Origin of the sequence: Salisediminibacterium beveridgei, assembly GCF_001721685.1 — a bacterium.
Classification (GTDB): Bacteria; Bacillota; Bacilli; order Bacillales; family Salisediminibacteriaceae; genus Salisediminibacterium; species Salisediminibacterium beveridgei.
Genome location: NZ_CP012502.1, coordinates 2,587,025 through 2,612,147, shown reverse-complemented (window position 1 = coordinate 2,612,147; position 25,123 = coordinate 2,587,025). Strand labels below are relative to the sequence as shown.

Here is a 25,123-nt window from a genome sequence, read left to right as displayed (position 1 = left end):
TAGACTTAGGACGATTTCAGTTTAGAGGAGGTCCGTCACATGATTCTGCTTACAGGTTATATTGCATCATGCTTAATTTTGTTTAACAGCGGATATTATGTATTATTTCTGTTGATCCGTAAGTCCCGGAACCGACTGCGCCAAGTCAGAATGGCGAAAATCGCCAAACGGCTCATGCTTTATCATCGGAAAATTGCCGTTCTTTCCGGCGTGTTTGTTGTCCTGCATGCAGGACAAGCGATCGTGGCATACGGCCTGACGGATCTGAGACCTGTCCAGTGGACGGGTCTGGCGGCATTGTCATTCTATCTGGTTTTGCTCAGTTCAGGATGGATTCGTAATCAGAAAGCGACAGGCCGGCGAAAACGTGCCCACAGGATGATGGCTTTATCAGCATTGATGTTGATTATAATCCACGCAGGTACTTCGTTGTTGAATTGACAGTTTATTGTATCAAAAGAAACATGCCACTCTGTGAAAGGGTGGCATGTTCTTCTGCATGAAGGGCAGTTTTCGTTATAGCAGTTGTTCCGCAAGGTGTCTGTAGACGTTTAAGCGGACTTCCTGGCTGTGAGGGATGCTCACAATCATCGCTTCATCGAAGCCGTATGTTTCCTGATCGGCGCTCAGGTGATCTGCAACTTGCGAAGGGGTTCCAACCAGATGTAAAGCCCTCATGCTCTCAATTTGCATCCGGTCCATTTCTGTTAACGGATAGTCCTGAGCGGCTTCTGGGGTCATGGCTCCGGTGATCTTCCCTTTCATCAGCATCAGCCTGGCGATATCCTGAGGCAATGCGTGATAGGCCGCTTCTTCTTCAGAATCTGCAACGGTGGTCAGGTAGCTGACGTTAATCTCCGGGGTTGTCATGAGTTCAGATGGTTTGAAATTCTCCCGGTAAGTGTCAAGAATCGCTTTGGATAATTCGCCGTTGAAGAACTGTGCAAAAGAATAACCAACGCCCATCTGGCCTGCGCGTCGAGCGCTGTTACCACTGGATCCAAGAAGCCAGGCTTCAGGACGGCTGACATTGGCAGGTTCTGCTTTCACCTGATCGTAAATCCGGTGAGGGGGCACATGGTCTGCCAGGTAGTCCATTGTGATGCCCAGTTTTTCATACATATTGTTCAGCATCGGTTCACGCCCTTCAGAGAGGGCAAACATGCTCGCACGGTCCCCGCCTGGTGCTCTTCCTGCACCGAAATCAATGCGTCCGGGAGCCAGTGCACTTAATGTCTTGAATACTTCTGCCATTTTCAGCGGCGAATAATGCATCATCATCACCCCGCCGGTGCCGAGACGGATCCGTTCCGTCAAGGCTGCAATGTGAGCAATCGTGATTTCAGGAGCAGAACTGGCAAATGCATCAGTTGAATGGTGTTCGGCCATCCAAAACCGGTGGAAACCCAGTTCTTCCCCCAGTTTGGCCAGTTCGATGGCGTACTGCAGCGCCTGTTCTCCAGTGTGTCCCTGCGTAATCGGGGCTTGGTCGAGTATGCTTAGCTTCATATCGGTCATCAGACTCCTGTCGAGGATAGTATCGGAAACCTGTATCGGTTCTTACGATACTGAATTTACCGAACAGGATGCAAGAACTTGAACTTGATCCCTAATATCTGTAGACTGAAATTCAATGACCTTAGGGAATGGAGTGAGGCTTATGGGGCGAAACACAGCAGCTGAATGGATCACCGCTTTGAACATGAAGAAACATCCTGAAGGGGGTTATTTTCGGGAGGTCTTGAAAAGCGATAAGAGCTGTGTGAATCAGGAGGGCGCTGAACGGGCACAGTATACAAGTATTTATTTCCTTTTACCAAAGGAACAGGTGTCTAATTTCCACCGCTTGAAGGCCGATGAAATCTGGTACTTCCACGATGGCTCGCCGCTTACCATACATATGATTGATCCTCAAGGAAACTACACGTCAAAAAAGCTTGGACTGAATATTGATGAGGGAGAATCAGCCCAGCTCCTTGTTCCTGAAGGGACGATTTTCGGAGCCTCTTCGGATATGGATGATGATCGGGATTATTCCCTGGTTGGCTGTATGGTATCCCCTGGTTTTGAATTCGAGGATTTCATTTTATATGACCGCAAAGACCTCCTGGCGATTTATCCCCAGTGCGAAGCTGTGATTCGTCAATTGACGAACGGCTGATGAGTCATTCCAGATTGTTTCATAATTTGGATGGATGGGAATAATATAAATGAATAAATACAACGGGGAGGTTGTATCGTGAAAAAAATACTGGCCTATTTCAAAAGTGAGAATGATGCAGAAAAGGCAGCTGCTGGTTTGCGTACGTTAAATACGGAGGCAGTTTACGTTGAACGAATCCCTGAAAAGAATGACGGGATGATGTTCGTTCCTGTTCGTGCACAGGGTCGCCCCGATGTGAGTGTAGGAGCAATTCCTGATCCGGAAAACCATCCGTTAAAACGAGGATTAAAAGGATTGGCTGATGGTCAGAAGGAACCTGGAATGAATTATGTACTTGAATTTTCAGTGGCTGAAAATCAGTTGAATGAAGCGTTGGAAAAACTGGCAGAAGCCGATGCCTATTTGGATGAAGATATGGAAATGTAACATGATGAAAAGAAAAACCAGTCCGAATACGCGGACTGGTTTTCCTTTTTGAAGGATCCGGATTCCTGATTCAGCGGAATTTCTCTTCCCGGCTGGTTGTTGCAGGCGGGATGATCGAGAGGGATTGTAACTTCTGGATCGATCCATTCAATGTATCGAGTTTTCCTTCTATGCGATACAACAGGTAAAACGTGATCGCAGCAGGAAACCCGATATCACTGATAAACGGCAAAAGCATTTCCATCTTCATCGCCTCCTTTCGCTCATTAAGTACCAAACAAAATGAAAAAAGAAAGGAATCTTTGCAACCGTTGTGGAATGTAATAGACAGAGAACACTTGTTATGAAGGAGGTGGAAAGCATGAAACGATTGAAGCATGTGCAACGGTTCCGTGAAATAGTCATGGCATTTACCCGGAATGGATTCGGGTTCATGATGCATAAGTTGGGTCTTTTAGAGCAGGTTTCAGCTCCGAGAAAGTGGCGGATGCTTGAAAAACAGTCAAACCGCTCATTAGAAGAAAGAATTCGTTTTCTGTTGGAAGATCTCGGGGCGACGTTTATTAAACTCGGTCAAATCGCGAGCACGAGAACGAACAGCTTACCAAGGTCACTGACAAAAGAACTCGAAAAGCTTCAGGACCATGTGAAGCCAGTGCCATTCGATGAAGTGAAGCAGTTGATCGAAGAAGAGCTTGAAGCGCCGCTCGACGATCTTTTTTTGTCTTTTGATGAGGACCCCATGGCGACCGCCTCCATCGGTCAGGTTCATGGTGCTTTGCTCCATACAGGAGAAGAAGTCGCTGTAAAAGTACAACGTCCGGGTATTCGTCAGCAAATTGAAATTGATCTGGATATCTTATTTGAGATGGCTTCCATTGCCGAAAAACGCCTTGAGTGGGCTGAACGCTACCGGATCACAGCTTACATAGAGGAGCTGGCCAAGAGTTTGAGGCGGGAAGTGGATTATGGCATTGAAGCCAGAAATTCAGAACGGATGCAAAAGCAGCATCGTGAAGAGGAGTTTCTGAAGATTCCGGGCGTATATACGACCCTCTCGACTCGACAGGTATTGACAATGGAGCGTGTGAGAGGGAGAAAACTCAATGACGTGATCGAGGAAGAAGGTCATATCCCGGAAAAGGAACTTCTCGCAGAACAGCTTGTTTCCACGATCACCCGTCAAATTTATGTCCACGGCTTTTATCACGCAGACCCGCATCCGGGGAATTTATTACTGATGGACGATGGACGGATTGCGCTCATCGACTTCGGAATGGTGGGCCGGCTGAATAAGGAAATGCGTAACGAAACGGCGATGATGGTAATGGCGCTTCTTCGGCAGAATACAAATGAACTGGTCAAGGCTGTTGCGAGAGTCGGCTCCGTTCCTCCTGAAGTCGAATTATCAGGATTGAAGCGCGAATTGGATGAATTTCAGGATCTTTACCTCACCGCTCATCTGACGGATGTGGGTCTGGGCGAAGTGGTCAATGATGTGCTGCGGATCATTTCGAGGCATGGCATTGAGGTGCCGCAGGATTTTCTTCTTATTGGTAAGTCGCTGATGACCATTGAGGGGATCGCCGTGAAACTCGATCCGGAGATCAGTATCATGGAAGTGGTCGAACCGTTGGGTGATGAATTGTTAAAAGAGTATATGAGCCCGAAGTCGATCATGGACAGAACGATGACCCAGGTGCTGGAATACGGAGAATTGATGAAAGAACTGCCGCACATGATTCGTAAGGTGTCAGCGGTAGCAGAAAAGGGAAAGGTCCATGTCGAAGTGAGGTCGCCTGATACGGCAAGGGCTGCAGAGAGCATCAGCCGGATCGGCAATCAGCTGACGCTCAGCCTGTTGCTGATTGCCGTCAGTCTGGTTTTTGCTTCGTTGATTATCGGGGTGACTGTCGGTGGAACGATGAATGAATCCATTTTGACACTGCCGTTTTTTGAAGTGGTCTTTATTGTCTTTTTATTCCTGTTCATCTGGCTGATTTATTCGATTCTCAAAACCCGTAGAAAAACGTAACGTGATAAAAGATGCACAGCACTTCTGACGAAGCTGTGCATCTTTTGCTATACTTGGAAAAGCGAAATAGATTTCATAGGAGGACTGGTTATGAAGATCGAGACGATACTGATTGCAACGCCAATGCATGATCATATGAGAGCATTGATTGAAGAACACCGCGCACTGGACCATTACACTTTACTCTTTCGTCATCCGGATGACGTCTCAGAAAGTGACGTGACTCAAGCGGATGCGCTGGTTGCTTTTAAACGCCCTGGCAATGTGGATATGTCAAGGTTCAAGTGGGTTCATTCCCTCGGGGCCGGGGTGGATAAACTGATGAACGGGATTGACTGGCCTGAAGATGTACTGTTAACCCGAACAGTCACATCCTTTGGGGAGCGGATCAGTGAATATACACTAAGCTATTTGCTTCGTCAGACGCAGAAACATGCAGAATTCAGGCGAATCCAGGTTTTGAAAGAGTGGGATTTCATCCCTCCTGATCCGTTGAACACCCGTCATGTTGTGGTATACGGCACGGGGGAAATCGGATCGAAAGTGGCTCAAACCTGTGATTTCTTCGGGATGACGGTGACAGGTGTGTCCCGATCCGGGGAAACAAAAGAACCGTTCATGCACGTTTTAACGCCGGATAAAACGGATTCGGACTGGGAAAAAAGCATGCAATCGGCCCATCTGATCATTAATACGATGCCGCTGACGAATGAAACGCAGCAGTACTTTGATAGTGAATTCTTTGAAGCTTGTCACGATGTCCTCTTTATCAATGTGGGACGCGGGGAGTCGGTTGTCGATGAAGCACTTCTGGATGCACTAGATCAGGGACAGGTGAAAGAAGCCGTCCTCGATGTCTTTTCTGAGGAGCCATTGCCGCAGGCTCATCCATTCTGGACACATCCGGGTATCGAGATCACGCCGCATATCTCTGCCATTACAACGGCAGAGGAAGGGCTGGCGTGTTTTCTGGATACAGTGGGGCAACTTGAGAGGGGTAAAGCGTTGCCGAATCAAGTCAATACGGAGCAAGGGTACTGATGGCAGCCATCAGACCAGTTCAAAATGAGGAAGCAATTCCGAAAACCGGGCTGTTACTGACCATTTCCATCATTGCAATCTCGTTTGCTGCCATCTTTGTGAAATGGTCAGAAGCACCCGCGACCGTCATCAGTATGTACCGCATGTTTCTTGCGAGTCTCTTGTTAGTGCCTTTTGTCTGGTGGAAACGAAAGGACTTGTTCCGGCTGACGGGTAGAGACGTATTGATCCTCTGCGGATCAGGTATCTTCCTTGCACTGCACTTTGCTTTATGGTTCGGGTCCCTGAAACTGACCACCGTCGCAAGCTCCACGATCATCCTTGCCTTGCAGCCGATTGTGGCACTTGCAGGCGGTTATTATTTTTATAAAGAAAGGACGGATCTGAGGACGGTAGTGACGATCAGTATAGCCTTTATCGGGATTGTCATTATCGGAATCGGTGATATCGGTATCAGTCCTGCGCATCTTCTGGGGGATGTACTATCATTTCTGAGTGTCATTGCGATCGTCGGCTATCTGTTAATCGGACAAACCACGGTGAAGAAGATCTCACACTGGATCTACAGTTTCTGTGTGTTTTTCATCGCAGGGGTTCTATTGCTTTTGTATAACCTGGTGATGCAAGTCGAGATCACCGGTTACGGCACGACGGAATGGCAGTTGTTCTGGCTTTTGGCGATCTTTCCGACTTTGGCCCATGTGATTTATAATCTTCTTTTAAAGTATGTGAACACGACGACAATCAGTATGAGTATTTTGGGGGAGCCGGTAGGGGCATCGATACTGGCCGTGTTTTTACTAGGCGAAATGATAACTTTGCAGCAGTTTACCGGTGGGCTGTTCGTCCTTGGCAGCGTGTATGTCTTCCTGCGGAACCGCTGATCACCTTTCTGGAATGAGTAAAGAGTTTTAGTATTATTGTCGCAGTGTTAATGGTATAATCTTCTTTGTGAAATATTCCAAGGAGTGATCCACATGAACACTGAAACGAAAACGAATGACACGATCCATCCGAAACTGAAATCCTTTCTTGATGTCCTGCCACTCTTACATAAGGTTCTGCCGGATGTAGGCATGGGTGTTACGGATCGATCCGCATGGCTTGCGTATTATCCCGGGACGAAGATCGATATACGAGCGGAACAGGGACGGGCGATTGATCCGAAAGAACCGCTGGCTGATTGTATTGAGAACAGCCGCTTTATAAAAGATGAAGTGCCTGAAGCATTCTTTGGCGTGTCTTTCACCGGACTTGCGGCCCCGGTAATGGAGGATGGTGAAGTTATCGGCGCATTGGCCATTCAGATGCAGGAATACAATGAGCGGGAACTCAGGCGCATCTCTGATCAGATTGCGGGTTCACTGACCAATGCAAATGAGCAGGTTGGAGCAATCTCAGAGAGTGCAGGGGGTCTTGCAAAAAGCAGTAATGCGCTTCTTTTGCAATCGAATGAGGCCGCTGAAAGTATGAAAAATACGGACGAAGTATTGGAATTCATTCGAAAAATTGCTTCAAGAACAAATATTCTTGGACTGAATGCGTCGATTGAAGCAGCCAGAGCTGGTGAATATGGTCAGGGATTCAATATCGTTGCGAAAGAGATTCGGAAACTGTCTCAAGAAACCCTCGATTCCACGGAAAAGATTGAAAAGACACTGAGCGGTTTGCGTCAATCGATTGATGAAATTCAGTCCGTGGTGGAACAAGTGGTGAAGACAGGGAAAGAACAGGCAACGTCAACGGAAGAACTGGCGAAGTTCATCAGTGAAATTGAGCAGATGAGTCAAGGTTTGAAAAAATACGCAAAAGAAATCTGAATGGATATAAGAAAGGCCCGGAGCACTCAGCTCCGGGCCTTTTGCATGTTAATTGATCAGCAACTGCCTCCGATGCCGGGGAGTGCTTTGATGTCAATACCATGCGGCATATCGCCACCGATTTCAATCCGGTACTCTTCTTCGAAACTGTCCACATCAATCACGGACACTTCGTTTGATTCACTGAGTGTCACGTACGCCCGGGATTCTTCACGGTTGAAGGCGAGGTGCTTGGCGCCCTCCTGTCCGTCGATTTCAGCCACAACGCTGCCTTGTTCAAGATCGACTTTAACGACCTTGTCGCCTTCGATGGAAGTGACGATGCCATAGTGCCCGTCTTCGGTGACAATGACATCAGTGGCTCCGTGACCGGTATCAATGGAAGATGAATCACCGGAATCAAGATCGATGATCTCAAGAAGACCACTTTCACCGCTGGCTACATACAAGGTTTCATCATATACGCGAACCACACGAGGTAACTCGCCAGTTTCGAATGTGTCCGTCACTTCTTCTGATTCGGCGTCCACGACATAGATGACATCGTTCTCGTGATCAGTCACATAGAGCGTATCCTCATTGAGGTATACATAATTACTTTTGGCATCATGGCCTAAGTCAATTTGAGAGGTGACATCCTCTGACTCAACATCTACAACGTCGAGATACTGATCGCCAACTGTGGCTACATACAGCGTGTTGTTGTTACTTGATAATGCCAGTCCATGGGGGCGTGGTCCAACATCGATCTCAGCCGTTTCTTCAAGCGACTGCGTATTGACGATCGAAACCGTGCTGCTGTCCTGGTTGGCAACGAACGCTTCTCTCATGGTACTGGCAAAGGTCACAATCGTTGGCCGTTGGCCGACATCAATATCTCCGACGTGGTCTCCGGAAACGACATCAATGATGGAAACGAGATCCTCTTCTTCGCTTGGTACATAGAATTGCACATTGGTCAATTCTCCGGCGTCCCCGGCAGATGCACCTTCATTGTTGTTGCTGTTTTCACCATCTTCAAGCGCGCAGCCTGTGGCAAGGGTGATGAGAGCTCCTGTCATGAGGAGCTTTTTAATTCCGATACGATTCATATACAATCAACTCCCTAAATGTAAACCATTCAATAAAACCTTCTACATAGTATAAACACTCAAGGGTATAAAAACAAGTAAAATCATCGGATTTAAAACCATTGTATTCTTATCGGGATTATGGTAAAGTGAACAACAACATCACAAAACAACACGAAAGCAGGGGTAATTATGAAAAAAGTCATCACGTCTATTACAGTATTATCGGCATTATTAATTGCATGCAACAATGACCCATCTGTGGAAGATATCGAAAATACAGCAGATAATATTACGGAAGGAGACGTCGTGGACGCGTCCGACTACGAAAATGGCGATCTGCTCGTTGACACAGACTGGCTCGAAGATCAAGGTGAGGATGTGGTCGTCGTGGATGTCCGCCGCGAAGGATTCGAAAGCGGTCATATTCCCGGTGCGCAGCTCGTTGAACCGGGTCAACTGAGCGATCCGGACAATCCGGTGGACGGTGTACTGCCTCCTGAAGAAGGCTTTCAGGAGTTGATGCAATCCATCGGTGTAAGTGAGGATACGACAGTCGTAGCATATGACGACGGGGACAGCCTGTGGGCTTCCAGACTCTTTTACGCATTGGAGTTATACGGTCATGAAGATGTCCGTATTTTAAACGGTGGCTTTACGGCCTGGTTGTCTGACGAAAAAGCGATTTCCACTGAACCTGCTGAAGCAGAAGAGGGGAATTTCACCGCAGAGTTGAATCCGGAATTGCAGTCGTCACAAGAAGATGTTGAAGCGAATCGGGACAATGAATCGGCTATGTTCCTCGATGCCCGCTCTGAAGGTGAATTTTCCGGTGAAGATGTACGTGCTGAACGCGGCGGTCATATCCCGGGCGCATCACACCTGGAATGGTCCGACGCAGTAGCGGATGATGGTGTGCCGTATTTCAAAGACGCAGATGCCCTGGAAGAACAGTTTGCCGCAGCCGGAGCTGATCGTGATAAGACAGTGATACCGTATTGCCAGACAAACGTCAGAGGTGCTCATTCCTACTTCTCCCTGAGACTGCTTGGTTTTGATGACATCAAACCATACGAAGGCTCGTGGGCGGAGTATGGAAATGACCCGGAAGCGGATATTGAAGGTTAATCTACGACCTGGAGGAGGCTTTGACCCATGGCAACAGAAAAAGAAAATGTCAAACAGCTGAGTTTTGAAGAAGTGAAGGCCCTTTATGAAAATAATAAAAGGAATGAAATACTGATTGATGTCAGAGAACTTGAGGAATATGATGAAGCGCATATCCCTGGTATTCCTTTGATACCGATGAGTGAAATGGTGGATCTCGTGAATGAATTCAAAAAGGACCAGGAATACGTGCTGGTCTGCCGGAGCGGCCGGAGAAGCCACGAAGTGGCGAAGTTCTTTAAGGATAACGGCATTGAAAATGTGCACAATTATGCAGATGGCATGATTGGCTGGGAAGCAGAAAAAGCAACCGGAGAAGAATGGGTTGTTGAACAGGTCAACGAAATTTATAAATGAGGTGAAAGTTCATGAGTTTATCAGATCAGGATTTGAAAGAGTTAACCATCGACCATGAATTGGACGGTGTAGGTGAGGTTTGCCCGCATACGTTGAACATTGCTCTTGATGGACTGAAAAAAGCAGATTCAGGCCAGATTGTCGTGGAAGTGACAGATCACAGCATTGCCACCAAAACGATACCGGCAGCAGTGAAAATGAATAAACTGGCGGATCATCTGGGTACCGTGAAAGATAAAGGAAACTATTATATTTACTTGAAGAAGAACTGATAACGTGTGGAGAAGCCCTGGGCAAGTGACGGGGCTTCTCCCATTGTCGAAAGGACTGGGACGATGTTTACAATCGAAGTGTTTATACTTGCAGCCATTTTTGGCTTAACCTATGGTTTTCTATTACAGAAAGCGGACTTCTGCTTCGTGGCATCGGTTCGCGATTTTGTCAGTGTGAAGGATTCAAGAATTGGTAAAGGGATCCTTGTACTGATGTCCACGGCGCTTATCGGCTGGGGCTTGTCGCTGACACTGGGCGTTGCTTCTGTGGATCAGCTTTGGGCCGTTCCCATTGGGTTTCAGAACTTATTAGGCGGATTATTATTCGGGATCGGCATGACCATTGCCGGAAGTTGTGCATCGGGAGCCTTGTATCGCAGCGGGATGGGTTATGTGCAATTCTGGATTGTCATCGCTGCGATGATTACTGGGAATTTACTGTTTGCCTATATCTATGATCCATGGGGCAGTAATTATTTAATTGAACCCCTGACAATGGCAGAAGGATACAGTATGTATGAAATCGGCTTGCCTTTCATGGTGTTGCCTTTGATTCTGGTGGGTCTGCTTCTCCTCGTGACGATTCGGAAATTCGGCTGGAGCGGTTTCTGGCAGGGTGTGAAGAACAGTCTCACAGACTGGCAGGGAAATCCATTTACCCAGCAGCACTGGGATGTCCGTTTTGTGGCACTTCTGATGGGGGTTGTGGCAACCATTCAGTTCGTCACGATGTCCTCGATTTCGGTTACCGGTCCGGAAACCCGTCTTGGCGGTGTCTTTATGGCATCGATGTTCGGCGAGCAGATGGTTTATAATAATGTCTATCTGAACAATATGTTTGCAGCCTACCCGACGATCGGCATCGGTCCGGAAGAACTGCTTGTCATCTGTATCGTGGTGGGGGCATTCATTTCTTCGGTGCTCAGTAAGAGCTTTAAGTTCCGGCTGCCAAAAGCAAAACGGCTGCCTGGGGCCATCGGCGGCGGTCTGTTAATGGGTGTCGCTTCGCGTATAGCGCCTGGCTGTAATATAGCAAATGTTATCGCAGGTGTCGGCGGGTTATCCATCGCCAGCTTCATCGTAATCATCGGCATGGCCCTTGGCGTATTCCTTGTGACCAAGTATTATTTCAAAATGCCGATTATGCTCTTTTACAGAGAAAAGGATGCAGCCTGACAAATGAATCAAAAAAGCGCAGCTGATCCCCATACAGGGGTGGCTGCGTTTTTTGATCTGGAAAGGATTTCTTAGTAGACATGCTGAAATTCGAACGTATCTTCATTGTCAAATTCAATGGCCAGCAGCATTTTTTCCACGTCGTTTTGATGAAAGCCAAGTGGATCGAGAACCGTTTCCTGTAATTTTTGAAAAGAGTCATCGTAGCTGATATCGAGATCATTCAAATAATCATCCAACTCGCTGGCGGTTTCCGAACCGGATTCGGCAGGTCCTTCAACCGGAACGATGAACGCAGTGCCGTTACTTCGGTTATAGGTGATTTCAAATGATTCTCCGGAATAGAACCCCAGTTCAAGTGAAAAGCTGTCCATGCTGTCAGGATCCTGATCTTTTTGAAACTTTTGCGTAGCAAAAGCATACTGTTCGCCGTTGGACATCTCTAATGAGAAGGTCATGTCTTCCAGTGAGGAGGAATCCGTGTTTAATGCATCAGTAATGGCATCGATGATACTTTCGGCAGAGTGGCGTCTGGAAACGGAGATGCGGGTCACGAGCCCTTCGACCTCTTTAACGGCATCAGAAGCTGTGTATGTAGTGTTATCAGGTGATTTGACTTGCGTATGATTCGGGGCGTCCTGATGATAGTCAAATGCCCAGGTCTGCCCTTCTGTCAAGTTAATATCCAGGTGGAAGGCATCGATCAAACGCAGCTCAATGCCTTGATGACCAGGTGCTTCTTCTTCATCAAAATCGTTATTGTCGTCTTCTGGATCCTGCTCTTGAATCTGGCTCGATGAGAGATTTCGATCGCGATCAGTATCGCTGTCGTCAGAGGTATCCGGATTGCAGGCTCCGGCAAACAAAAGGACTGATAACAGGACAGCGGACTTTTTCATGATACACACTCCTTATAGATGATCCTTCAGACCGTAGTAATTTCTTTTGCAGATCCATTATACTAATAAATAGGAAAATTTGCATCTATCCGAATCAAAAAGTCAGGTGAGCTATGTGAATGATTCATTGATTGACAAGCGTGTATTTCGTCCGGAAATTGAAGGGATCAGGGCTGTGGCTGCGATCCTGGTAGCTGTTTATCACGTATGGTTTGGTACGGTGTCCGGCGGTGTGGATGTCTTCTTTATCGTTTCAGGTTTTTTAATTACAACAACTTTACTGGCGGGCTATGATCGAAATGGCGAAATCAGAATCATGGACTTTTTCATGCGACTTGTGCGCAGACTGTTTCCCATGGCTTTTCTCGTACTTTCGGTAACGGCCGCCGCTTCGTGGATTTTGCTTCCTGAAATTCGCTGGCTTCAGACGCTGCAGGAATTGATGGCATCGGCCTTGTATGTCGAGAACTGGCTATTGGCCGTAAACAGTGTGGATTATCTCGCGCAAAATAACGAAGCCAGTCCCGTGCAGCATTTCTGGGCGCTGTCGATGCAAGGCCAATTCTATTTATTATGGCCCTTCATTCTCATCATAGCCTTAAGGTTGTCCTGGTACAGTGAAATGAAAACCAGAGATTTTCTGCGATGGGTCCTGTCAGGTATTTTTATTCTTTCTATAGTTTACTCCATCTACATCACCACAACCCAACAGGTATGGGCCTATTTTGATACAGTTGCCAGGCTGTGGGAATTCACACTCGGGGGCTTAACGGCACTGTTCATCGGTTCCGTAAGGTTCACTCCGTTTTGGAGCAGAGTGATCGGTTGGACCGGGTTGATTGTGATTTTAGGAACGGGAGCGGTGTTACCCGTTGAGGATTTATTTCCTGGTATCGCTGCGCTGTTACCGACGCTTGGGGCTGTAGCTGTAATCACAGCCGCCCCTCAACTGGCAGGAGGTGGGGTGCAGTGGGTCGCGTCGGCCAAGCCATTGGTCTGGTTCGGTCAGTATGCCTATGCGTTCTATTTGTGGCACTGGCCGGTACTGATCTTCTATTACCTGATCTCGGGCGTGGAATCAGTATCGTGGCTGGCTGGCATGATCCTGATTGGTTTCTCGTTCTGTCTCGCTGTGGGCACTACCCTGTTGGTGGAGAACCCGCTTCGGTCCTTAGTGCATCGGATGAAACCGGTCTATGCAACGGCTGCTGCAGGGCTCTTCATTTTGCCATTCGTAACAGTTCTCCTGCTGTGGCAAGAAGAAATTGACGATTCTGCGGGTACGTCATGGTTGCAACAGGAGCAGGATGGATCGGGGGAAGTGCCAAAGGAGCATGATGATCCTGCCAAAGAAGATGAAACGAATGATGATGAGTTCCCTTACAATGTAGCAGACCCCGAATACCCCGGAGCAATGGGGCTTTTCGATGAGGTGGAAGTTCCGGATCGTGAAGACGTGATTCCTTCACCGGTAAATGCAAGGGATTCTTTACCGCCGGTGTATGAAGATGACTGCCACCAGAACCAGACGTCGCCGGATGTGATTGCCTGTTCTTACGGTTATACTGAAGACGATCCTGAGTATACCATCGCACTGGTCGGCGGCTCCCATTCTGCTCACTGGCTTCCGGCGTTGCAGGAAATCAGCGAAGAATACCGGATTCATATTGAATCTTATACAAAGAGTAATTGCCGGTTCACGACGGACGATCTGGATGAATTAAGTGAGGGGTGCCTGCCATGGGGGGAAACTCTGCTGGAGATGTTGCTCGAAGACCCGCCAGATCTCGTCTTTACGACTTCCACAGCGATGGAAGGAGAGGAGATTCCGGAAGGCTTTCTGGATAAATGGCTCGCCTTAGAGGACGCTGACATTGAAGTATTTGCTGTTCGGGATGTCCCGTGGATGGACTTCGATGTTGCAGCCTGTGTCAGCGAAGAAGGAGAGAGTGCCATGGATGCTTGCACGACTTCATCTGATGACGTTCTTTATCAGGGGAATCCCTGGGGAGAACTGGATGATCAACCAGGGAATGTGACCTATGCGGATTTGAATCCATATGTCTGTCCTGATGGCGACTGTCTTCCCATCATTGGAAATGTTCTTGTCTACAGGGATTCAAACCACCTGACCCTGGAATACGTAGTGACGTTGACGCCCTTGATCGAAGAGAAGATTATCCCGTTGCTCGAAAAAATCCGGGATAAAAAATGAAAAGAGGGATCCTCACAAGCCTATCATGAGGATCGCTTTTTTCTCTCGATTCGGATGTTCGAATAAAGCTGGCGGATTTTTAATTTAGTTTTGTAAAGAATTTGCTTTTAACTTTGATATAATGACTATGTAAATCCTATGAATCGAGGTGCGTGCAATGAACATTTACTGTGTCGGGAAAAATTACGCAAAGCATGCAAAAGAAATGGATAGTGCAGTGCCGTCAGAGCCGATGATCTTCGGAAAAGCCACTCATTCACTGATCAAGGCAGATGGTTCTCCGATTCATCTCCCGGATGGCAGAGGCAGTGTCCATTATGAAGTGGAGCTGGTCTTTGAATTGGATCGAGACTATGAACAAGGTATGAAGCCGGAGGATTGTATCGCCAATATGGCGATTGGCATCGATTTCACGTTACGCGACGAGCAAAATGCTGCGCGGGAACAAGGAGGTCCATGGTTCGCATCGAAAAGTTTCCCCGGTTCTGCTTTAATTACTGAACCGTTTCCTTTTCCGGGAGTGGACGCTTTGAATCAATCGAAGTTCGCGCTGTTAATCAACGGTGAAAAGGTGCAGGAAGGACACCCATTGGACATGGTTTTTCACCTGGATCAACTTCTCCCTTATATTTCAAATCATTTTGGGCTGGGAAAAGGAGATTTGATATTCAGCGGCACTCCTGAAGGCGTTGGTCCGATAAAGACGGAGGATAAACTCGAGTTACTGTATGAGGGGCGTATGATGGGGAGTGCGCTGATTCAATTGGATAAATAGGTTGTGCTGAACGCTCTGTGTGATAAACAGGGCGTTTTCTTTTGCATATTTGTGTTAAAATGTAGGCCATTATGGATTCGGAGTATGCAATCAAAAGGGGGCAATGCCATGATTCGCGTGGCTGCATATCAATGTGAGATCCCATTGATTTTAACGAAAGAAGATCAGCTCAACCACGTTCAGCGACTGATCGATACGATTCGCGGCAGATTCGGACGCGATCAGGCTGACCTGATTGTGCTGCCTGAACTGTCCACACTATCGTATAACAGGGAAACGTTCAATCGACTGCCGATGCTGGCTGAAGAAGCCAATGGGAAAATCTTTCAACAGTTCAGCACATTGGCCAAAGAGTTGGCGGTCACGATAGCTTACGGCACGGCAATCGTTGAGGACGGTGTATTTACAATCGCTCAGGTCATTGTCGGCACTACTGGGGAACGAATTGGTGTTTACCATAAAATGCATGTGGCTCAATTTGAATCGTCCTATGAGAAAGAGTACTTTGGAAAAGGAAGAAAACCGTTCGTTTTTCAGGTGAATGATATTCGGGTTGGCGTGATGATCTGTTATGATATGCGTTTTCCTCAGTTTGCCGAACACTATGCTTTGAATGAAGATGTCGATCTGATTCTTCACCCAGTTGCCTTTTTCCGGGATGAAACATTCCCAAGCTGGCACCATTTTGTCATCACGAGGGCATTGGAGAATCAGGTGTACTGGATGAGCGTGAACCAGGCGGGTCCGTTTTTTGGACAGTCGATATTCAGTTATCCATGGCTCGACAGGGATAATAAAGCTGTTATTTCCGGAGATGAAGAAGAAATCACCTGTTTCGATGTCGATCGGGATGTTATTGCACATTACCGGACATATTACCCGATCAGAGATGACAATCAGTTTCTGAAGATTTGGTAATGGCTCAAATCTCATCATGATAGGCTCTATGCTTCAGTTCATGAGCGGAAATGGATAAAGATATCTTAAATGTGACGATTTCTTGACAAAACAAATAAACATCATTATTGTAGTATTAAACATTAAAAAAGAAAATGTACTAAAAGGTTAATATTGTAAATAAATCGACATGTTTACCGGAAAAAATCTGTTTCAATCATGATAAAATTAGTGTGAAGAACCTGCCGAAAATGCTATTTAATCGCAGCTTGATCAAAAGGCATGTCAGATCAATCATTTAACCGATAAGGAGAGGATTGCAATGCTCAACGAAGAATTTGTTGTCCCCGGATCAATTGGCATCATGGTGTTTGCAGCTGCATTTCTGGCATCGCATGCGATAGGTTTCATTAATCCCTTAATGATGGCGATTTTTGCAGGATTTATTATGTTCGAAGTCATTTATTTAACCCGTAAACACAGAGATCGAAAGCCGAGACTTAGAGTGATTTCTTCGACGTCTGGCGATTCCCGCAGCCAGCAGCAATTCAAAGAATCTTAATTTTCAGGACTCTGTCAATCATGACAGGGTTCTTTTTTGCATGCCAAGGCTTCGTCCAGGCTGTGAACTGGCATCAAACATCCGATTTTTTGAAAGAGACGTTGATTGTTTCGTTATGCGAAATATATAATAAGGACATCAAAGGGATAGACAGGAGGTGGCTGCAGCATGACGTCACAGGAAAACTGGAAACGGAATTTATACATATTGATGGGCAGCCAGTTTCTCGTTATGTCCGCCATGACGATGATCATACCTTTTTTGCCATTGTATTTGCAGGAGTTGGGGGTTACCGATCAAGATGCTGTCAGTGTCTGGTCGGGACTGATCTTCGCAGCCAACTTTGTTACCGCATTTATTTTCGCGCCGATCTGGGGGAAACTGGCCGATAAGTATGGCCGAAAAGCGATGATTCTCAGATCAGGTTTCGGTATGGCGATCGTTTTAACGCTGACGGGTTTTGCGACCGGCCCGTGGACACTTTTGCTCTTACGGCTTCTCAATGGGATGATTTCCGGATTTATTCCTGCTGCCATCGGGCTGATGTCCATGAGCACTCCGAAGAAGCATATGGGGTATTCACTCGGGATGCTGCAGGCTGGTGCAGTTGCCGGAAGTATCTCCGGACCATTGATTGGCGGGATTATGGCGGATTTGATGGGATTTCGCATGATTTTTTATTTTACTGGCGGGAGTATCCTCATTGCAGCACTTGTTGTATTGATGTTTGTCAAAGAGCGCTTTGACCCCGTTGAGCAGAACGTCAAAACCAGTACGATCGAGGATTTCAGAACCATAACGGCGATCAAACCGATCATGGCACTGTATGTCGTTTTTTTCATCGTGCAGGCGGCGCTGATCGGCATCAATCCGCTCCTGTCTATTTTCGTACAGGAGCTCAGCCCAACGCAGAATGTTGCTTTTTTTGCAGGACTTGCAATGTCCGTGATGGGCTTTGCCAATATGATGGCGAGCCCTGTTCTCGGTCGGTTCAGTGACCGGAAAGGGCACCAGTATGTGCTGTTGTTTTCGATGTTGTTCATTGCCCTTGTCAGTTTCCCGCAGGCGTTTGTCACGAGCTACTGGCAACTGCTTGTGCTTCGATTCCTGCTTGGGCTCGGTCTTGGCGGTTTACTGCCGATGATCAATTCGCTCTTAAGGAATAACGCACCGGAAGGGATGGAATCGCGGACGTACGGTTTTTCCAACAGCTTCATGTATCTCGGTTCCATGATCGGACCGGCCGTTGGCGGCGGGTTTGCAGGGATTTTCGGTATCCGCAGTTTATTTATTTTTTCCGGCGTATTGCTTTTGGTGAATGTATGGATTGTGTACAGGAAAGTCTTGCCCAGGTTAAGAAAGCCCAGAAAAAAAGATGCGCATGCTACACTGATGGAAAATACAAATCAACAAAAACAGAAAGGTTGATGACGGTGAAGATGAATGCTGAATTAGTGCTCGACAGCCGGGCAGATCTCGGCGAAGGACCTTCTTGGGACGATAAACGAAAGCGTTTGATTTGGGTGGATATTAACGGCTGTAAGCTGAATGAATTTGATCCGGTGACTGGTCTGAATAAAGCACATCGGTTTGACCGGCCTGTCGGTGCAGCTGTCCCTGACGATCAGGGAGGCTATATGCTTGCCCTACAAGACGGTTTTTACAGCTGGGAGCCTACGGGAAACAAGATCATCTGTATTGCGCAACCGGAAGGAGCGGAGACACCAAACCGTTTTAATGACGGGAAATGTGACCCGGAAGGGAGATTTTGGGCTGGTACGATGTTTTATCAGTATGGACCAAGTGCCAAGGCGCATCTGTTCAGACTTGATGGTGACCTTTCCGTTCATACGATGAAGCGTGAAGTAATCATCTCTAACGGCATGGCCTGGAATACGGAGCAGGGGATCATGTACTACATTGATACATTGACAAAAAAAGTGGTTGCTTTTGATTATGACCGGCAATCAGGTCATATCACGGCGGAACGGGATGCGGTCAAGATTCCGGATGATTACGGTCTTGCCGATGGGATGACAATCGACGGGGAAGGCATGTTGTGGATTGCTTTTTTTCACGGCTGGTGTGTGCGGAGAATCAATCCTCAAACAGGTGAAGTGCTGATGACTATTGATGTTCCAGTGGAAAAGGTGACTTCTTGTGCTTTCGGTGGAGAAAAGCTGGATGAACTATACATCACCACGGCGAGTGAGGAGTTGTCCCCGGAAGATCTTGAACAACAGCCCCATGCGGGGGGATTGTTCCGTGTAAAGCCTGGCGTGAAAGGATGCAGGGCAACGCCGTTTATTTTCGGCACGTAACAATCGTTTGTAATGAGTTCCGGCAAAGAACGACAAGGACTTTCAGTCATTTACAGCAATAGAGACCTGACTTCGATTTCGACATTTTTCATCGTTGATTCCACAAAAAGTGTATAATTATAGTGTAAATGATGTGAAAAAGGGGTGCAGCCATCATGATCTATGGAGACCATAATCTGTTCATTGTTTTTTTATCTTTCACCATCACTGTGGCTGCCTCTTTTTTGGCACTGAATATTGCTGGAAAAATGTATCATGCAACAGGCCGATATCGACTGTTCTGGCTGTTTTCCGGTGCGATTGTCATGGGAATGGGGATCTGGTCAATGCATTTCATTGGCATGCTTGCTTATCAAGCGCCAGGTGACATCGGTTACACTGGCTCGATCACGTTTTTGTCCATGATTGTGAGTGTCCTTGCAGCATACCTAGCATTCCGGATTGCAATGCGTGAGAATCCGGGAAAATGGGCGATCATTACCGGAGGATTCGTGTTGGGTATCGGGATATCGGCGATGCACTATGCAGGGATGGCAGCAATGGAGATAAATGGTGAAATCATTTACCAGCCGGTTCTCGTGATTGTTTCCATTGCAATCGCGATCGTTGCATCTTCTGCAGCGATGTTTTTATTTGTGAAATTCAGAGAAGAACACTCCTCCGCCTGGATGAAGTGGGTGGCAGCGGCAGTTTTGGGAATCGCGATCAGTGGTACCCACTATTCAGGCATGATGGCCGCAGACATCCAAATGTCAGGGCTGGTGGAGAGTCCAGCAGGGGAAGAGGGGAATGTGTTACTTCTGTCCGGAGTAACAATAACAATTATTGTAATAATGCTCATTTCCTGGGGTGCAATGTATTTTGACCGACATGTCCTTGAACAAATGGCTTATCACGACAGCATTACCGGTCTTCCGAACCGTAATGATATGCATCGCTATTTTCTTAATGGCCGTGATGATGTCCCGGCAATTTTTCTGTTTTTGGATATGGATCAATTTAAGACAATTAACGATACGCTTGGGCATCATACCGGGGATAAAATGATTGTCGAGGTGGCAAAAATGCTGAAGACTTTCAGGCAGCGGGATATTAAACTCTTCCGGATCGGCGGTGATGAATTTCTGCTGGTTATGGAGGAGGCGGATCTCTACAGGGCAGAAGCCATGACAAAAGCGATTCTCGAGCGTTTCAAACAACCATTTATTATCGACGATAATCCCATTTATATGACGGCAACGATTGGCATCAGTGGAGAGCAAGGCGAAGCAGATCATGAAACGTTATTACGTGCTGCTGATACGGCAATGTATCAGGCCAAACGTAACGGCAGAAATCAGTATGAGATTTATACAGAAGAGATGGGAGAGACTGAAATCCGACGGATGCAATTGGAGAAAGATCTCAGATATGCATTGGAGCGCCAGGAGCTCTTTTTGGTGTATCAGCCTAAGTGGCATCTGGGGGGGAATCGGCTGCACGGATTTGAGGCCTTGATACGTTGGGAGCACCCGCAACTAGGCCTGATCTCTCCGATGGAATTCATCCCGATTGCCGAGGAGTCAACGATGATCACAAGTATTACACAATGGACACTGGATACGGCTGCAGCAATGGCATTTGATCTTCAATCTAAAGGAATCTATCAATCGATAGCCGTGAACATGTCTGCCAAAGTATTCCGGAGTCAACAAGCCACGGAAATGGTCAATAAGACCTTGGACGAGAGCGGCATTGATGCGCAATTTCTGGAACTTGAAATCACGGAAACGATGATGCTGACCAACCTCAATGAAATCAATCTTGAACTGAATCGCATCCGCAGTATGGGTGTCAGAATTTCTATGGATGATTTCGGGACGGGTTATTCTTCAATTGGACTTCTCGATGAAATTCCACTGGACGCAATCAAATTGGACCGGAAGTTTACCTTGGATGTGGAACGTCCAACCAAACAGGCAATCATCCAGGCGGTGTTATTCTTGGGCGACAGTCTGCAACTCGAAGTGATCGCAGAAGGTGTCGAGACAGAAAGTGATGAAATTCTGCTTCAAAATATCGGATGTGATATTATGCAGGGCTATTATTATAGTCGTCCGATGCTTACTGAAGATGTTGTTAACTGGGTAAGAGAAGTCGAGAAATCCTCTCGATGTTTGTGAAACGGCGCTTACATAAAAGCCAGTGTGAAAGGCTTCTCTTGTTCTGTTACAATGTAATTGGTTCAATCTGTTGTATAACATAAAACCTTGCCGTATGTGTCTTTTGACGCTGATTTTGCGAACTGTTTCACAAATAATCATTTTAAAATAGGAACAGTTTTAATTCACAGGGGGCTCTTTTTGTGATAGAATTGTGTAACAGCATGAAATTTTCAGATATTTTTGAAAAGAAAAAAGGAGGTTCGTTTAACAGATGAGAAAATCGATTGAATGGATGGTTGGCGGCCAGCAAGGCGAGGGGATTGATTCCACAGGTGAATTGTTTGCCCGCACTCTGGTCAAGCACGGATATTCTGTTTCAACGTACAAACAGTTTATGTCCCGGATTAAAGGAGGACATTCCAACTTTAAACTGAAGGCGACCAAAGATCGGAACTACTATGCAGGAGACGACGTGGAAATTCTCCTGTGTCTCGACAAAGAATCTCTTTCAAAAAACGAAGACAAACTGGTGGAAAATGCCGTTGTGATTATGGAAGGGAAAGAAACGGGTGTTGAGCGTCCGGAAGGTAAAAACTATCAGATCTTGAGTGTTCCGTTAAAAAAGATCGCTACGGATCTTGGTAATCCTCTTTATAAAAACATGATTGCCATCGGGATCAGCTCGGCACTGCTTGATTTGCCGCAGGACATTCTCGGTGAAATCATCGGGGACATTTTCTCCCGAAAAGGTGAAGATGTTGTCAAAGCGAATATCGAAGCTGTGCAAAAAGGTTATGAAATCACACAGGAGTTCCTGCCGGAGCAGATCGCAAAACTTGAGGCAACAGAAAATGATGATCTTCTCTTTATTTCCGGGAATGAAGCAACCGGGTTTGGCTCACTCATGGCAGGTTGCCGATATTTGAGTGCTTATCCGATCACGCCTGCCAGTGAAGTCATGGAGTGGCTCGCACAGGAATTGCCGGCTGTAGGCGGAACGGTCATGCAGGTGGAAGATGAGATCGCAGGTATTGCATTTGCCATTGGGGCCAACTACAGTGGTACCCGGGCGATGACCAGTACATCGGGTCCTGGACTCAGTCTGAAGACAGAAGCGCTCGGGATGGCAGGAATGGCTGAAGTGCCGATTGTGATCGTCAACTCTCAACGGGGTGGTCCTTCAACAGGTTTACCGACAAAACATGAACAAAGTGATCTGCAGCATATGATTTATTCAACACACGGTGAGATTCCGCGGATCGTATTGTATCCATCCACGATAGAAGATGCTTTTTATCTGGCTGCAGAATCATTTAACCTGGCTGAGATTTATCAGTGCCCGGTTATCCTTGCATTGGATCTCGGACTCTCCATGAACAAAATGACGATCCCTTCCTTTGACTCGAAGCGCGTAGGAATTGATCGTGGTAAATTGCTCACGGAAGATCAGGTTGGTGAATACGATGAAGCGTTCTTTAAACGCTACCGCGTCACGGATGATGGCATTTCACCTCGTCCAAAACCGGGAATGAAACAAGGCATCCACCTGACAAGCTCCAACGAGCACGGCGAAGATGGTTATATCAATGAAGAAACCGATGTGCGTAACAAAATGATGCGCAAGCGTCTTGAGAAAATTAAAGATGCAATGATTCAAGAGCCTTACAAACTCCAAAGCAATGGCGATATTGATCCGAAAAATGCGGATGTTCTCTTAGTCGGCATGGGATCGACATACGGTGCCATTGAAGAAGCGATGACGAAGCTTAATGCAGAAGGCAAAGAGACATTTGCCCATCTTCATCTCCAGCAGCTTTATCCATTGCCGATCAATGAGCTGAAGGATTTGTTTGGAAACCGTAAGATCATTACGATTGAAAACAACTACACGGGTCAGTTGAGACTGCTCTTGCAGCAGTATTTACCAATCCATGATCAAATTGAATCCATCGTCCAGTATGATGGGGACCCATTCATGGTCCGGTCGATTGTGGAACAAATGAAGGAGGTCGTATAATATGGCGACAATGAAAGATTTACGTGGCGATGTATCCACTTGGTGTCCCGGTTGCGGTCACTTCAGTGTCATGGCGGGTATCCAAAAGGCGATTGTTGAATTGGGTTATGAACCACATGAATTCGCGATCATTTCTGGGATTGGCTGTTCCGGTAAAGTATCTGAATATATCCGAAGTAATGGTTTTCATACCATTCACGGACGTTCAGTTCCGGTAGCGCAAGGTGTTAAGATGGGAAATCCGGATTTGAAAGTGATTGCATCCGGCGGTGACGGTGATGGGTACGGAATTGGTCTTGGACACTTTGTTCACGCATCCCGTCGTAACATTGATATGTCTTACATTGTGATGGACAACAACATCTATGGCCTGACAAAAGGGCAGACATCCCCAAGAAGCAGTCACGGCTTTGAAACGAAAAGTGCAGCTCAAAGTAATAAAGAATACCCGGTGGATCCAATTACGACATCGATCGTAAACGGTGCAACCTTTGTTGCCCAGGGGTATGCAGGTAACATCAAGGAACTGAGTAACATTTTAAAACGTGCCATAGAGCACCGGGGCTTTTCACACGTGAATATTTACAGCCCGTGTGTCACGTTCAATAAAGTCAATACGTACGATTTCTACAAAGAAAACCTGACGACGATTGAAGCGCCATTTGAAACCCGTGATGAAGCAATAGCTTCGATTCGGGAACATGAAGGCCTGGTTACCGGCATTCTCTATGAAGAGAGTCGTGATGATTTTCAGACCAAACTAGGTACTGACTTTGATATGCAGTCGCTGGAATCCGGTCCAATGGACGAAGCGCTGCTCAAGAGAGTTCAAAAGAAATTCGAATCATAAACGTAAAAAAGCTTCCTGCAATCGCTATTGATTGCAGGAAGTTTTTTGTGGTTCGTGGAATTTTAAGTAAACAATATTATAAAACGTTTGCTATTTAACAAACGTTATGAGATTGTCTGTATGAGGTGAGATCTTATGAAGGATTATTTGAATACCGATGTGAATGATCTGCAACGAGGCTATCAATTCTCAGAAGAGGTTTATCATTGTGCATTTTGTCCGGCAGGTTTTGAACAGGGAGTAATTTATCAGCAGGGCAGCCGTCAGTTGGATGCAAAAAAAGCAATTTCAGAACACGTCCAAGAGAAACACGGGTCGGTCTTTGAGGCGTTGATCCATGAAGGAAAAGAGGATACTGGATTATCCGATATTCAACGGGATATTCTGATCAAACTGTATGAAGGGAAATCCGACAAAGATATTTCCCGGGAAATGGGCAGCAGTCCGTCGACGATTCGAAATCACCGCTTTAAGCTGCGGGAAAAACAAAAACAGGCAAAGCTCTTTCTGGCGTTGATGAACAGTCTCACATCCCGGAAAACAGGAGATGATTCAGAAAAACTCGTACCGGTGCACAAGGGGGCCAGGATGGTGGATGAGCGTTATGCCATTACGGAGGACGAACGGGAAAAAGCGATTGAAACCTACTTCATTGGTGGTGTGGATGGCCAATTAAAGCAATTTCCAGCAAAGGAAAAGCGTAAAATCATCATTTTACAAATTCTATTGATGCGATTTGATCCTCAAAATGTGTATACTGAACGTGAAGTCAATGATATTCTCCGGGAATCATTTGATGATTTCGTCACGATCAGACGGTATATGATCGAATACGGGTTTATGACCCGAAACAAAGATGGATCTGCTTATCGTGTAACGGGGGTATGATCAAATTGAATGAGGTGATGAAAAGCG

The 25,123-nt window shown here is 46.6% G+C and carries 25 protein-coding genes; 21 read left to right on the top strand and 4 right to left on the bottom strand.

Annotation, left to right across the window (positions count from 1 at the left end; translation table 11 throughout):
- Nucleotides 1-39 precede the first annotated feature (39 nt).
- The gene (locus BBEV_RS12265; protein ID WP_069365732.1) at nt 40-441 is read left to right on the top strand and encodes a hypothetical protein; all 402 of its coding nucleotides are present in this window, start codon (nt 40-42) and stop codon (nt 439-441) included.
- 75 nt (nt 442-516) lie between these two features.
- Here the strand turns inward: BBEV_RS12265 and BBEV_RS12260 are convergent, their stop codons facing one another.
- Nucleotides 517-1,509, bottom strand: coding sequence for an LLM class flavin-dependent oxidoreductase (locus BBEV_RS12260; RefSeq protein ID WP_069366735.1), 993 nt, complete (start codon nt 1,507-1,509; stop codon nt 517-519).
- 151 nt (nt 1,510-1,660) lie between these two features.
- On the opposite strand from BBEV_RS12260, the gene BBEV_RS12255 reads away from it, so the two are divergent.
- Both BBEV_RS12255 and BBEV_RS12250 read left to right on the top strand, forming a co-directional pair.
- On the top strand, nt 1,661-2,161 hold the full coding sequence (locus BBEV_RS12255) for a cupin domain-containing protein (RefSeq protein ID WP_069365731.1): 501 nt from the start codon (nt 1,661-1,663) through the stop codon (nt 2,159-2,161).
- A gap of 78 nt (nt 2,162-2,239) precedes the next feature.
- On the top strand, nt 2,240-2,590 hold the full coding sequence (locus BBEV_RS12250) for a hypothetical protein (RefSeq protein WP_069365730.1): 351 nt from the start codon (nt 2,240-2,242) through the stop codon (nt 2,588-2,590).
- Nucleotides 2,591-2,660: 70 nt separating this feature from the next.
- Here the strand turns inward: BBEV_RS12250 and BBEV_RS17185 are convergent, their stop codons facing one another.
- Complete coding sequence (locus tag BBEV_RS17185; protein ID WP_084007376.1) at nt 2,661-2,834, bottom strand: YvrJ family protein; 174 nt, start codon at nt 2,832-2,834, stop codon at nt 2,661-2,663.
- Nucleotides 2,835-2,951: 117 nt separating this feature from the next.
- Here BBEV_RS17185 and BBEV_RS12245 point away from each other — a divergent pair, with 117 nt between their 5' ends.
- The 4 genes from BBEV_RS12245 (at nt 2,952) to BBEV_RS12230 (ending at nt 7,486) form a co-directional block, all read left to right on the top strand.
- Entirely contained in the window at nt 2,952-4,625 is a 1,674-nt protein-coding gene (locus tag BBEV_RS12245) for an ABC1 kinase family protein (RefSeq protein WP_069365729.1), read from the top strand.
- Nucleotides 4,626-4,715: 90 nt separating this feature from the next.
- Nucleotides 4,716-5,666 carry a D-2-hydroxyacid dehydrogenase gene (locus BBEV_RS12240; protein ID WP_069365728.1) on the top strand — a complete coding sequence of 317 codons (951 nt, stop codon included), beginning with the start codon at nt 4,716-4,718 and terminating at the stop codon, nt 5,664-5,666.
- A complete protein-coding gene (locus BBEV_RS12235) occupies nt 5,666-6,550 on the top strand; it encodes a DMT family transporter (protein ID WP_069365727.1) in 885 nt (294 codons plus the stop codon). Before BBEV_RS12240 ends, BBEV_RS12235 begins: the two co-directional genes overlap by 1 nt.
- 93 nt (nt 6,551-6,643) lie before the next feature.
- Nucleotides 6,644-7,486, top strand: coding sequence for a methyl-accepting chemotaxis protein (locus tag BBEV_RS12230; RefSeq protein WP_069365726.1), 843 nt, complete (start codon nt 6,644-6,646; stop codon nt 7,484-7,486).
- 56 nt (nt 7,487-7,542) lie between these two features.
- Here the strand turns inward: BBEV_RS12230 and BBEV_RS12225 are convergent, their stop codons facing one another.
- The gene (locus BBEV_RS12225; RefSeq protein WP_069365725.1) at nt 7,543-8,577 is read right to left on the bottom strand and encodes a YVTN family beta-propeller repeat protein; all 1,035 of its coding nucleotides are present in this window, start codon (nt 8,575-8,577) and stop codon (nt 7,543-7,545) included.
- A 171-nt stretch (nt 8,578-8,748) separates the two neighbouring features.
- Here BBEV_RS12225 and BBEV_RS12220 point away from each other — a divergent pair, with 171 nt between their 5' ends.
- The 4 genes from BBEV_RS12220 (at nt 8,749) to BBEV_RS12205 (ending at nt 11,528) form a co-directional block, all read left to right on the top strand.
- The gene (locus BBEV_RS12220; RefSeq protein ID WP_084007374.1) at nt 8,749-9,684 is read left to right on the top strand and encodes a sulfurtransferase; all 936 of its coding nucleotides are present in this window, start codon (nt 8,749-8,751) and stop codon (nt 9,682-9,684) included.
- Nucleotides 9,685-9,711: 27 nt separating this feature from the next.
- Nucleotides 9,712-10,080, top strand: coding sequence for a rhodanese-like domain-containing protein (locus BBEV_RS12215; RefSeq protein ID WP_069365724.1), 369 nt, complete (start codon nt 9,712-9,714; stop codon nt 10,078-10,080).
- Between the two features lie 11 nt (nt 10,081-10,091).
- The gene (locus BBEV_RS12210; protein WP_069365723.1) at nt 10,092-10,352 is read left to right on the top strand and encodes a sulfurtransferase TusA family protein; all 261 of its coding nucleotides are present in this window, start codon (nt 10,092-10,094) and stop codon (nt 10,350-10,352) included.
- A gap of 63 nt (nt 10,353-10,415) precedes the next feature.
- Entirely contained in the window at nt 10,416-11,528 is a 1,113-nt protein-coding gene (locus BBEV_RS12205; protein WP_069365722.1) for a YeeE/YedE family protein, read from the top strand.
- A gap of 71 nt (nt 11,529-11,599) precedes the next feature.
- Here BBEV_RS12205 and BBEV_RS12200 read toward each other — a convergent pair whose 3' ends face one another.
- Nucleotides 11,600-12,427 (bottom strand): YusW family protein, encoded by an 828-nt coding sequence (locus BBEV_RS12200; RefSeq protein WP_069365721.1) that lies wholly within the window; start codon nt 12,425-12,427, stop codon nt 11,600-11,602.
- A gap of 106 nt (nt 12,428-12,533) precedes the next feature.
- Between BBEV_RS12200 and BBEV_RS12195 the strand changes: the two genes are divergently transcribed.
- The 10 genes from BBEV_RS12195 to BBEV_RS12150 all read left to right on the top strand — a co-directional run bounded on the left by BBEV_RS12195 (nt 12,534) and on the right by BBEV_RS12150 (nt 25,096).
- Nucleotides 12,534-14,642, top strand: a complete 2,109-nt coding sequence (locus BBEV_RS12195) for an acyltransferase family protein (protein WP_198155000.1) — start codon at nt 12,534-12,536, stop codon at nt 14,640-14,642.
- Between the two features lie 157 nt (nt 14,643-14,799).
- Nucleotides 14,800-15,417, top strand: coding sequence for a fumarylacetoacetate hydrolase family protein (locus BBEV_RS12190; RefSeq protein ID WP_069365719.1), 618 nt, complete (start codon nt 14,800-14,802; stop codon nt 15,415-15,417).
- 108 nt (nt 15,418-15,525) lie between these two features.
- On the top strand, nt 15,526-16,335 hold the full coding sequence (locus BBEV_RS12185; RefSeq protein ID WP_069365718.1) for a carbon-nitrogen hydrolase family protein: 810 nt from the start codon (nt 15,526-15,528) through the stop codon (nt 16,333-16,335).
- Nucleotides 16,336-16,636: 301 nt separating this feature from the next.
- On the top strand, nt 16,637-16,876 hold the full coding sequence (locus BBEV_RS12180; RefSeq protein WP_069365717.1) for a hypothetical protein: 240 nt from the start codon (nt 16,637-16,639) through the stop codon (nt 16,874-16,876).
- A 168-nt stretch (nt 16,877-17,044) separates the two neighbouring features.
- Nucleotides 17,045-18,304, top strand: a complete 1,260-nt coding sequence (locus BBEV_RS12175; RefSeq protein WP_069365716.1) for an MFS transporter — start codon at nt 17,045-17,047, stop codon at nt 18,302-18,304.
- An 11-nt stretch (nt 18,305-18,315) separates the two neighbouring features.
- The gene (locus BBEV_RS12170; protein WP_232318170.1) at nt 18,316-19,197 is read left to right on the top strand and encodes an SMP-30/gluconolactonase/LRE family protein; all 882 of its coding nucleotides are present in this window, start codon (nt 18,316-18,318) and stop codon (nt 19,195-19,197) included.
- A gap of 155 nt (nt 19,198-19,352) precedes the next feature.
- The gene (locus BBEV_RS12165) at nt 19,353-21,359 is read left to right on the top strand and encodes a putative bifunctional diguanylate cyclase/phosphodiesterase (protein WP_069365714.1); all 2,007 of its coding nucleotides are present in this window, start codon (nt 19,353-19,355) and stop codon (nt 21,357-21,359) included.
- A gap of 253 nt (nt 21,360-21,612) precedes the next feature.
- A complete protein-coding gene (locus BBEV_RS12160; protein WP_069365713.1) occupies nt 21,613-23,358 on the top strand; it encodes a 2-oxoacid:acceptor oxidoreductase subunit alpha in 1,746 nt (581 codons plus the stop codon).
- Nucleotide 23,359: 1 nt separating this feature from the next.
- Entirely contained in the window at nt 23,360-24,208 is an 849-nt protein-coding gene (locus BBEV_RS12155) for a thiamine pyrophosphate-dependent enzyme (RefSeq protein ID WP_069365712.1), read from the top strand.
- A gap of 135 nt (nt 24,209-24,343) precedes the next feature.
- A complete protein-coding gene (locus BBEV_RS12150; RefSeq protein WP_069365711.1) occupies nt 24,344-25,096 on the top strand; it encodes a DUF2087 domain-containing protein in 753 nt (250 codons plus the stop codon).
- Nucleotides 25,097-25,123: the final 27 nt, after the last annotated feature.

Excerpts from the sequence above, each read along its gene's own strand:
- BBEV_RS12185 (WP_069365718.1), top strand. The coding sequence starts at position 15,526 with ATGATTCGCGTGGCTGCATATCAATGTGAGATCCCATTGATTTTAACG.
- BBEV_RS12265 (WP_069365732.1), top strand. The coding sequence starts at position 40 with ATGATTCTGCTTACAGGTTATATTGCATCATGCTTAATTTTGTTTAAC.
- BBEV_RS12235 (WP_069365727.1), top strand. The coding sequence starts at position 5,666 with ATGGCAGCCATCAGACCAGTTCAAAATGAGGAAGCAATTCCGAAAACC.
- BBEV_RS12255 (WP_069365731.1), top strand. The coding sequence starts at position 1,661 with ATGGGGCGAAACACAGCAGCTGAATGGATCACCGCTTTGAACATGAAG.
- BBEV_RS12160 (WP_069365713.1), top strand. The coding sequence starts at position 21,613 with ATGAGAAAATCGATTGAATGGATGGTTGGCGGCCAGCAAGGCGAGGGG.
- BBEV_RS12220 (WP_084007374.1), top strand. The coding sequence starts at position 8,749 with ATGAAAAAAGTCATCACGTCTATTACAGTATTATCGGCATTATTAATT.
- BBEV_RS12190 (WP_069365719.1), top strand. The coding sequence starts at position 14,800 with ATGAACATTTACTGTGTCGGGAAAAATTACGCAAAGCATGCAAAAGAA.
- BBEV_RS12200 (WP_069365721.1), bottom strand. The coding sequence starts at position 12,427 with ATGAAAAAGTCCGCTGTCCTGTTATCAGTCCTTTTGTTTGCCGGAGCC.
- BBEV_RS12240 (WP_069365728.1), top strand. The coding sequence starts at position 4,716 with ATGAAGATCGAGACGATACTGATTGCAACGCCAATGCATGATCATATG.
- BBEV_RS12180 (WP_069365717.1), top strand. The coding sequence starts at position 16,637 with ATGCTCAACGAAGAATTTGTTGTCCCCGGATCAATTGGCATCATGGTG.
- BBEV_RS12260 (WP_069366735.1), bottom strand. The coding sequence starts at position 1,509 with ATGAAGCTAAGCATACTCGACCAAGCCCCGATTACGCAGGGACACACT.
- BBEV_RS12165 (WP_069365714.1), top strand. The coding sequence starts at position 19,353 with ATGATCTATGGAGACCATAATCTGTTCATTGTTTTTTTATCTTTCACC.
- BBEV_RS12225 (WP_069365725.1), bottom strand. The coding sequence starts at position 8,577 with ATGAATCGTATCGGAATTAAAAAGCTCCTCATGACAGGAGCTCTCATC.
- BBEV_RS12205 (WP_069365722.1), top strand. The coding sequence starts at position 10,416 with ATGTTTACAATCGAAGTGTTTATACTTGCAGCCATTTTTGGCTTAACC.
- BBEV_RS12150 (WP_069365711.1), top strand. The coding sequence starts at position 24,344 with ATGAAGGATTATTTGAATACCGATGTGAATGATCTGCAACGAGGCTAT.
- BBEV_RS12215 (WP_069365724.1), top strand. The coding sequence starts at position 9,712 with ATGGCAACAGAAAAAGAAAATGTCAAACAGCTGAGTTTTGAAGAAGTG.
- BBEV_RS12245 (WP_069365729.1), top strand. The coding sequence starts at position 2,952 with ATGAAACGATTGAAGCATGTGCAACGGTTCCGTGAAATAGTCATGGCA.
- BBEV_RS17185 (WP_084007376.1), bottom strand. The coding sequence starts at position 2,834 with ATGGAAATGCTTTTGCCGTTTATCAGTGATATCGGGTTTCCTGCTGCG.
- BBEV_RS12210 (WP_069365723.1), top strand. The coding sequence starts at position 10,092 with ATGAGTTTATCAGATCAGGATTTGAAAGAGTTAACCATCGACCATGAA.
- BBEV_RS12170 (WP_232318170.1), top strand. The coding sequence starts at position 18,316 with ATGAATGCTGAATTAGTGCTCGACAGCCGGGCAGATCTCGGCGAAGGA.
- BBEV_RS12155 (WP_069365712.1), top strand. The coding sequence starts at position 23,360 with ATGGCGACAATGAAAGATTTACGTGGCGATGTATCCACTTGGTGTCCC.
- BBEV_RS12230 (WP_069365726.1), top strand. The coding sequence starts at position 6,644 with ATGAACACTGAAACGAAAACGAATGACACGATCCATCCGAAACTGAAA.
- BBEV_RS12175 (WP_069365716.1), top strand. The coding sequence starts at position 17,045 with ATGACGTCACAGGAAAACTGGAAACGGAATTTATACATATTGATGGGC.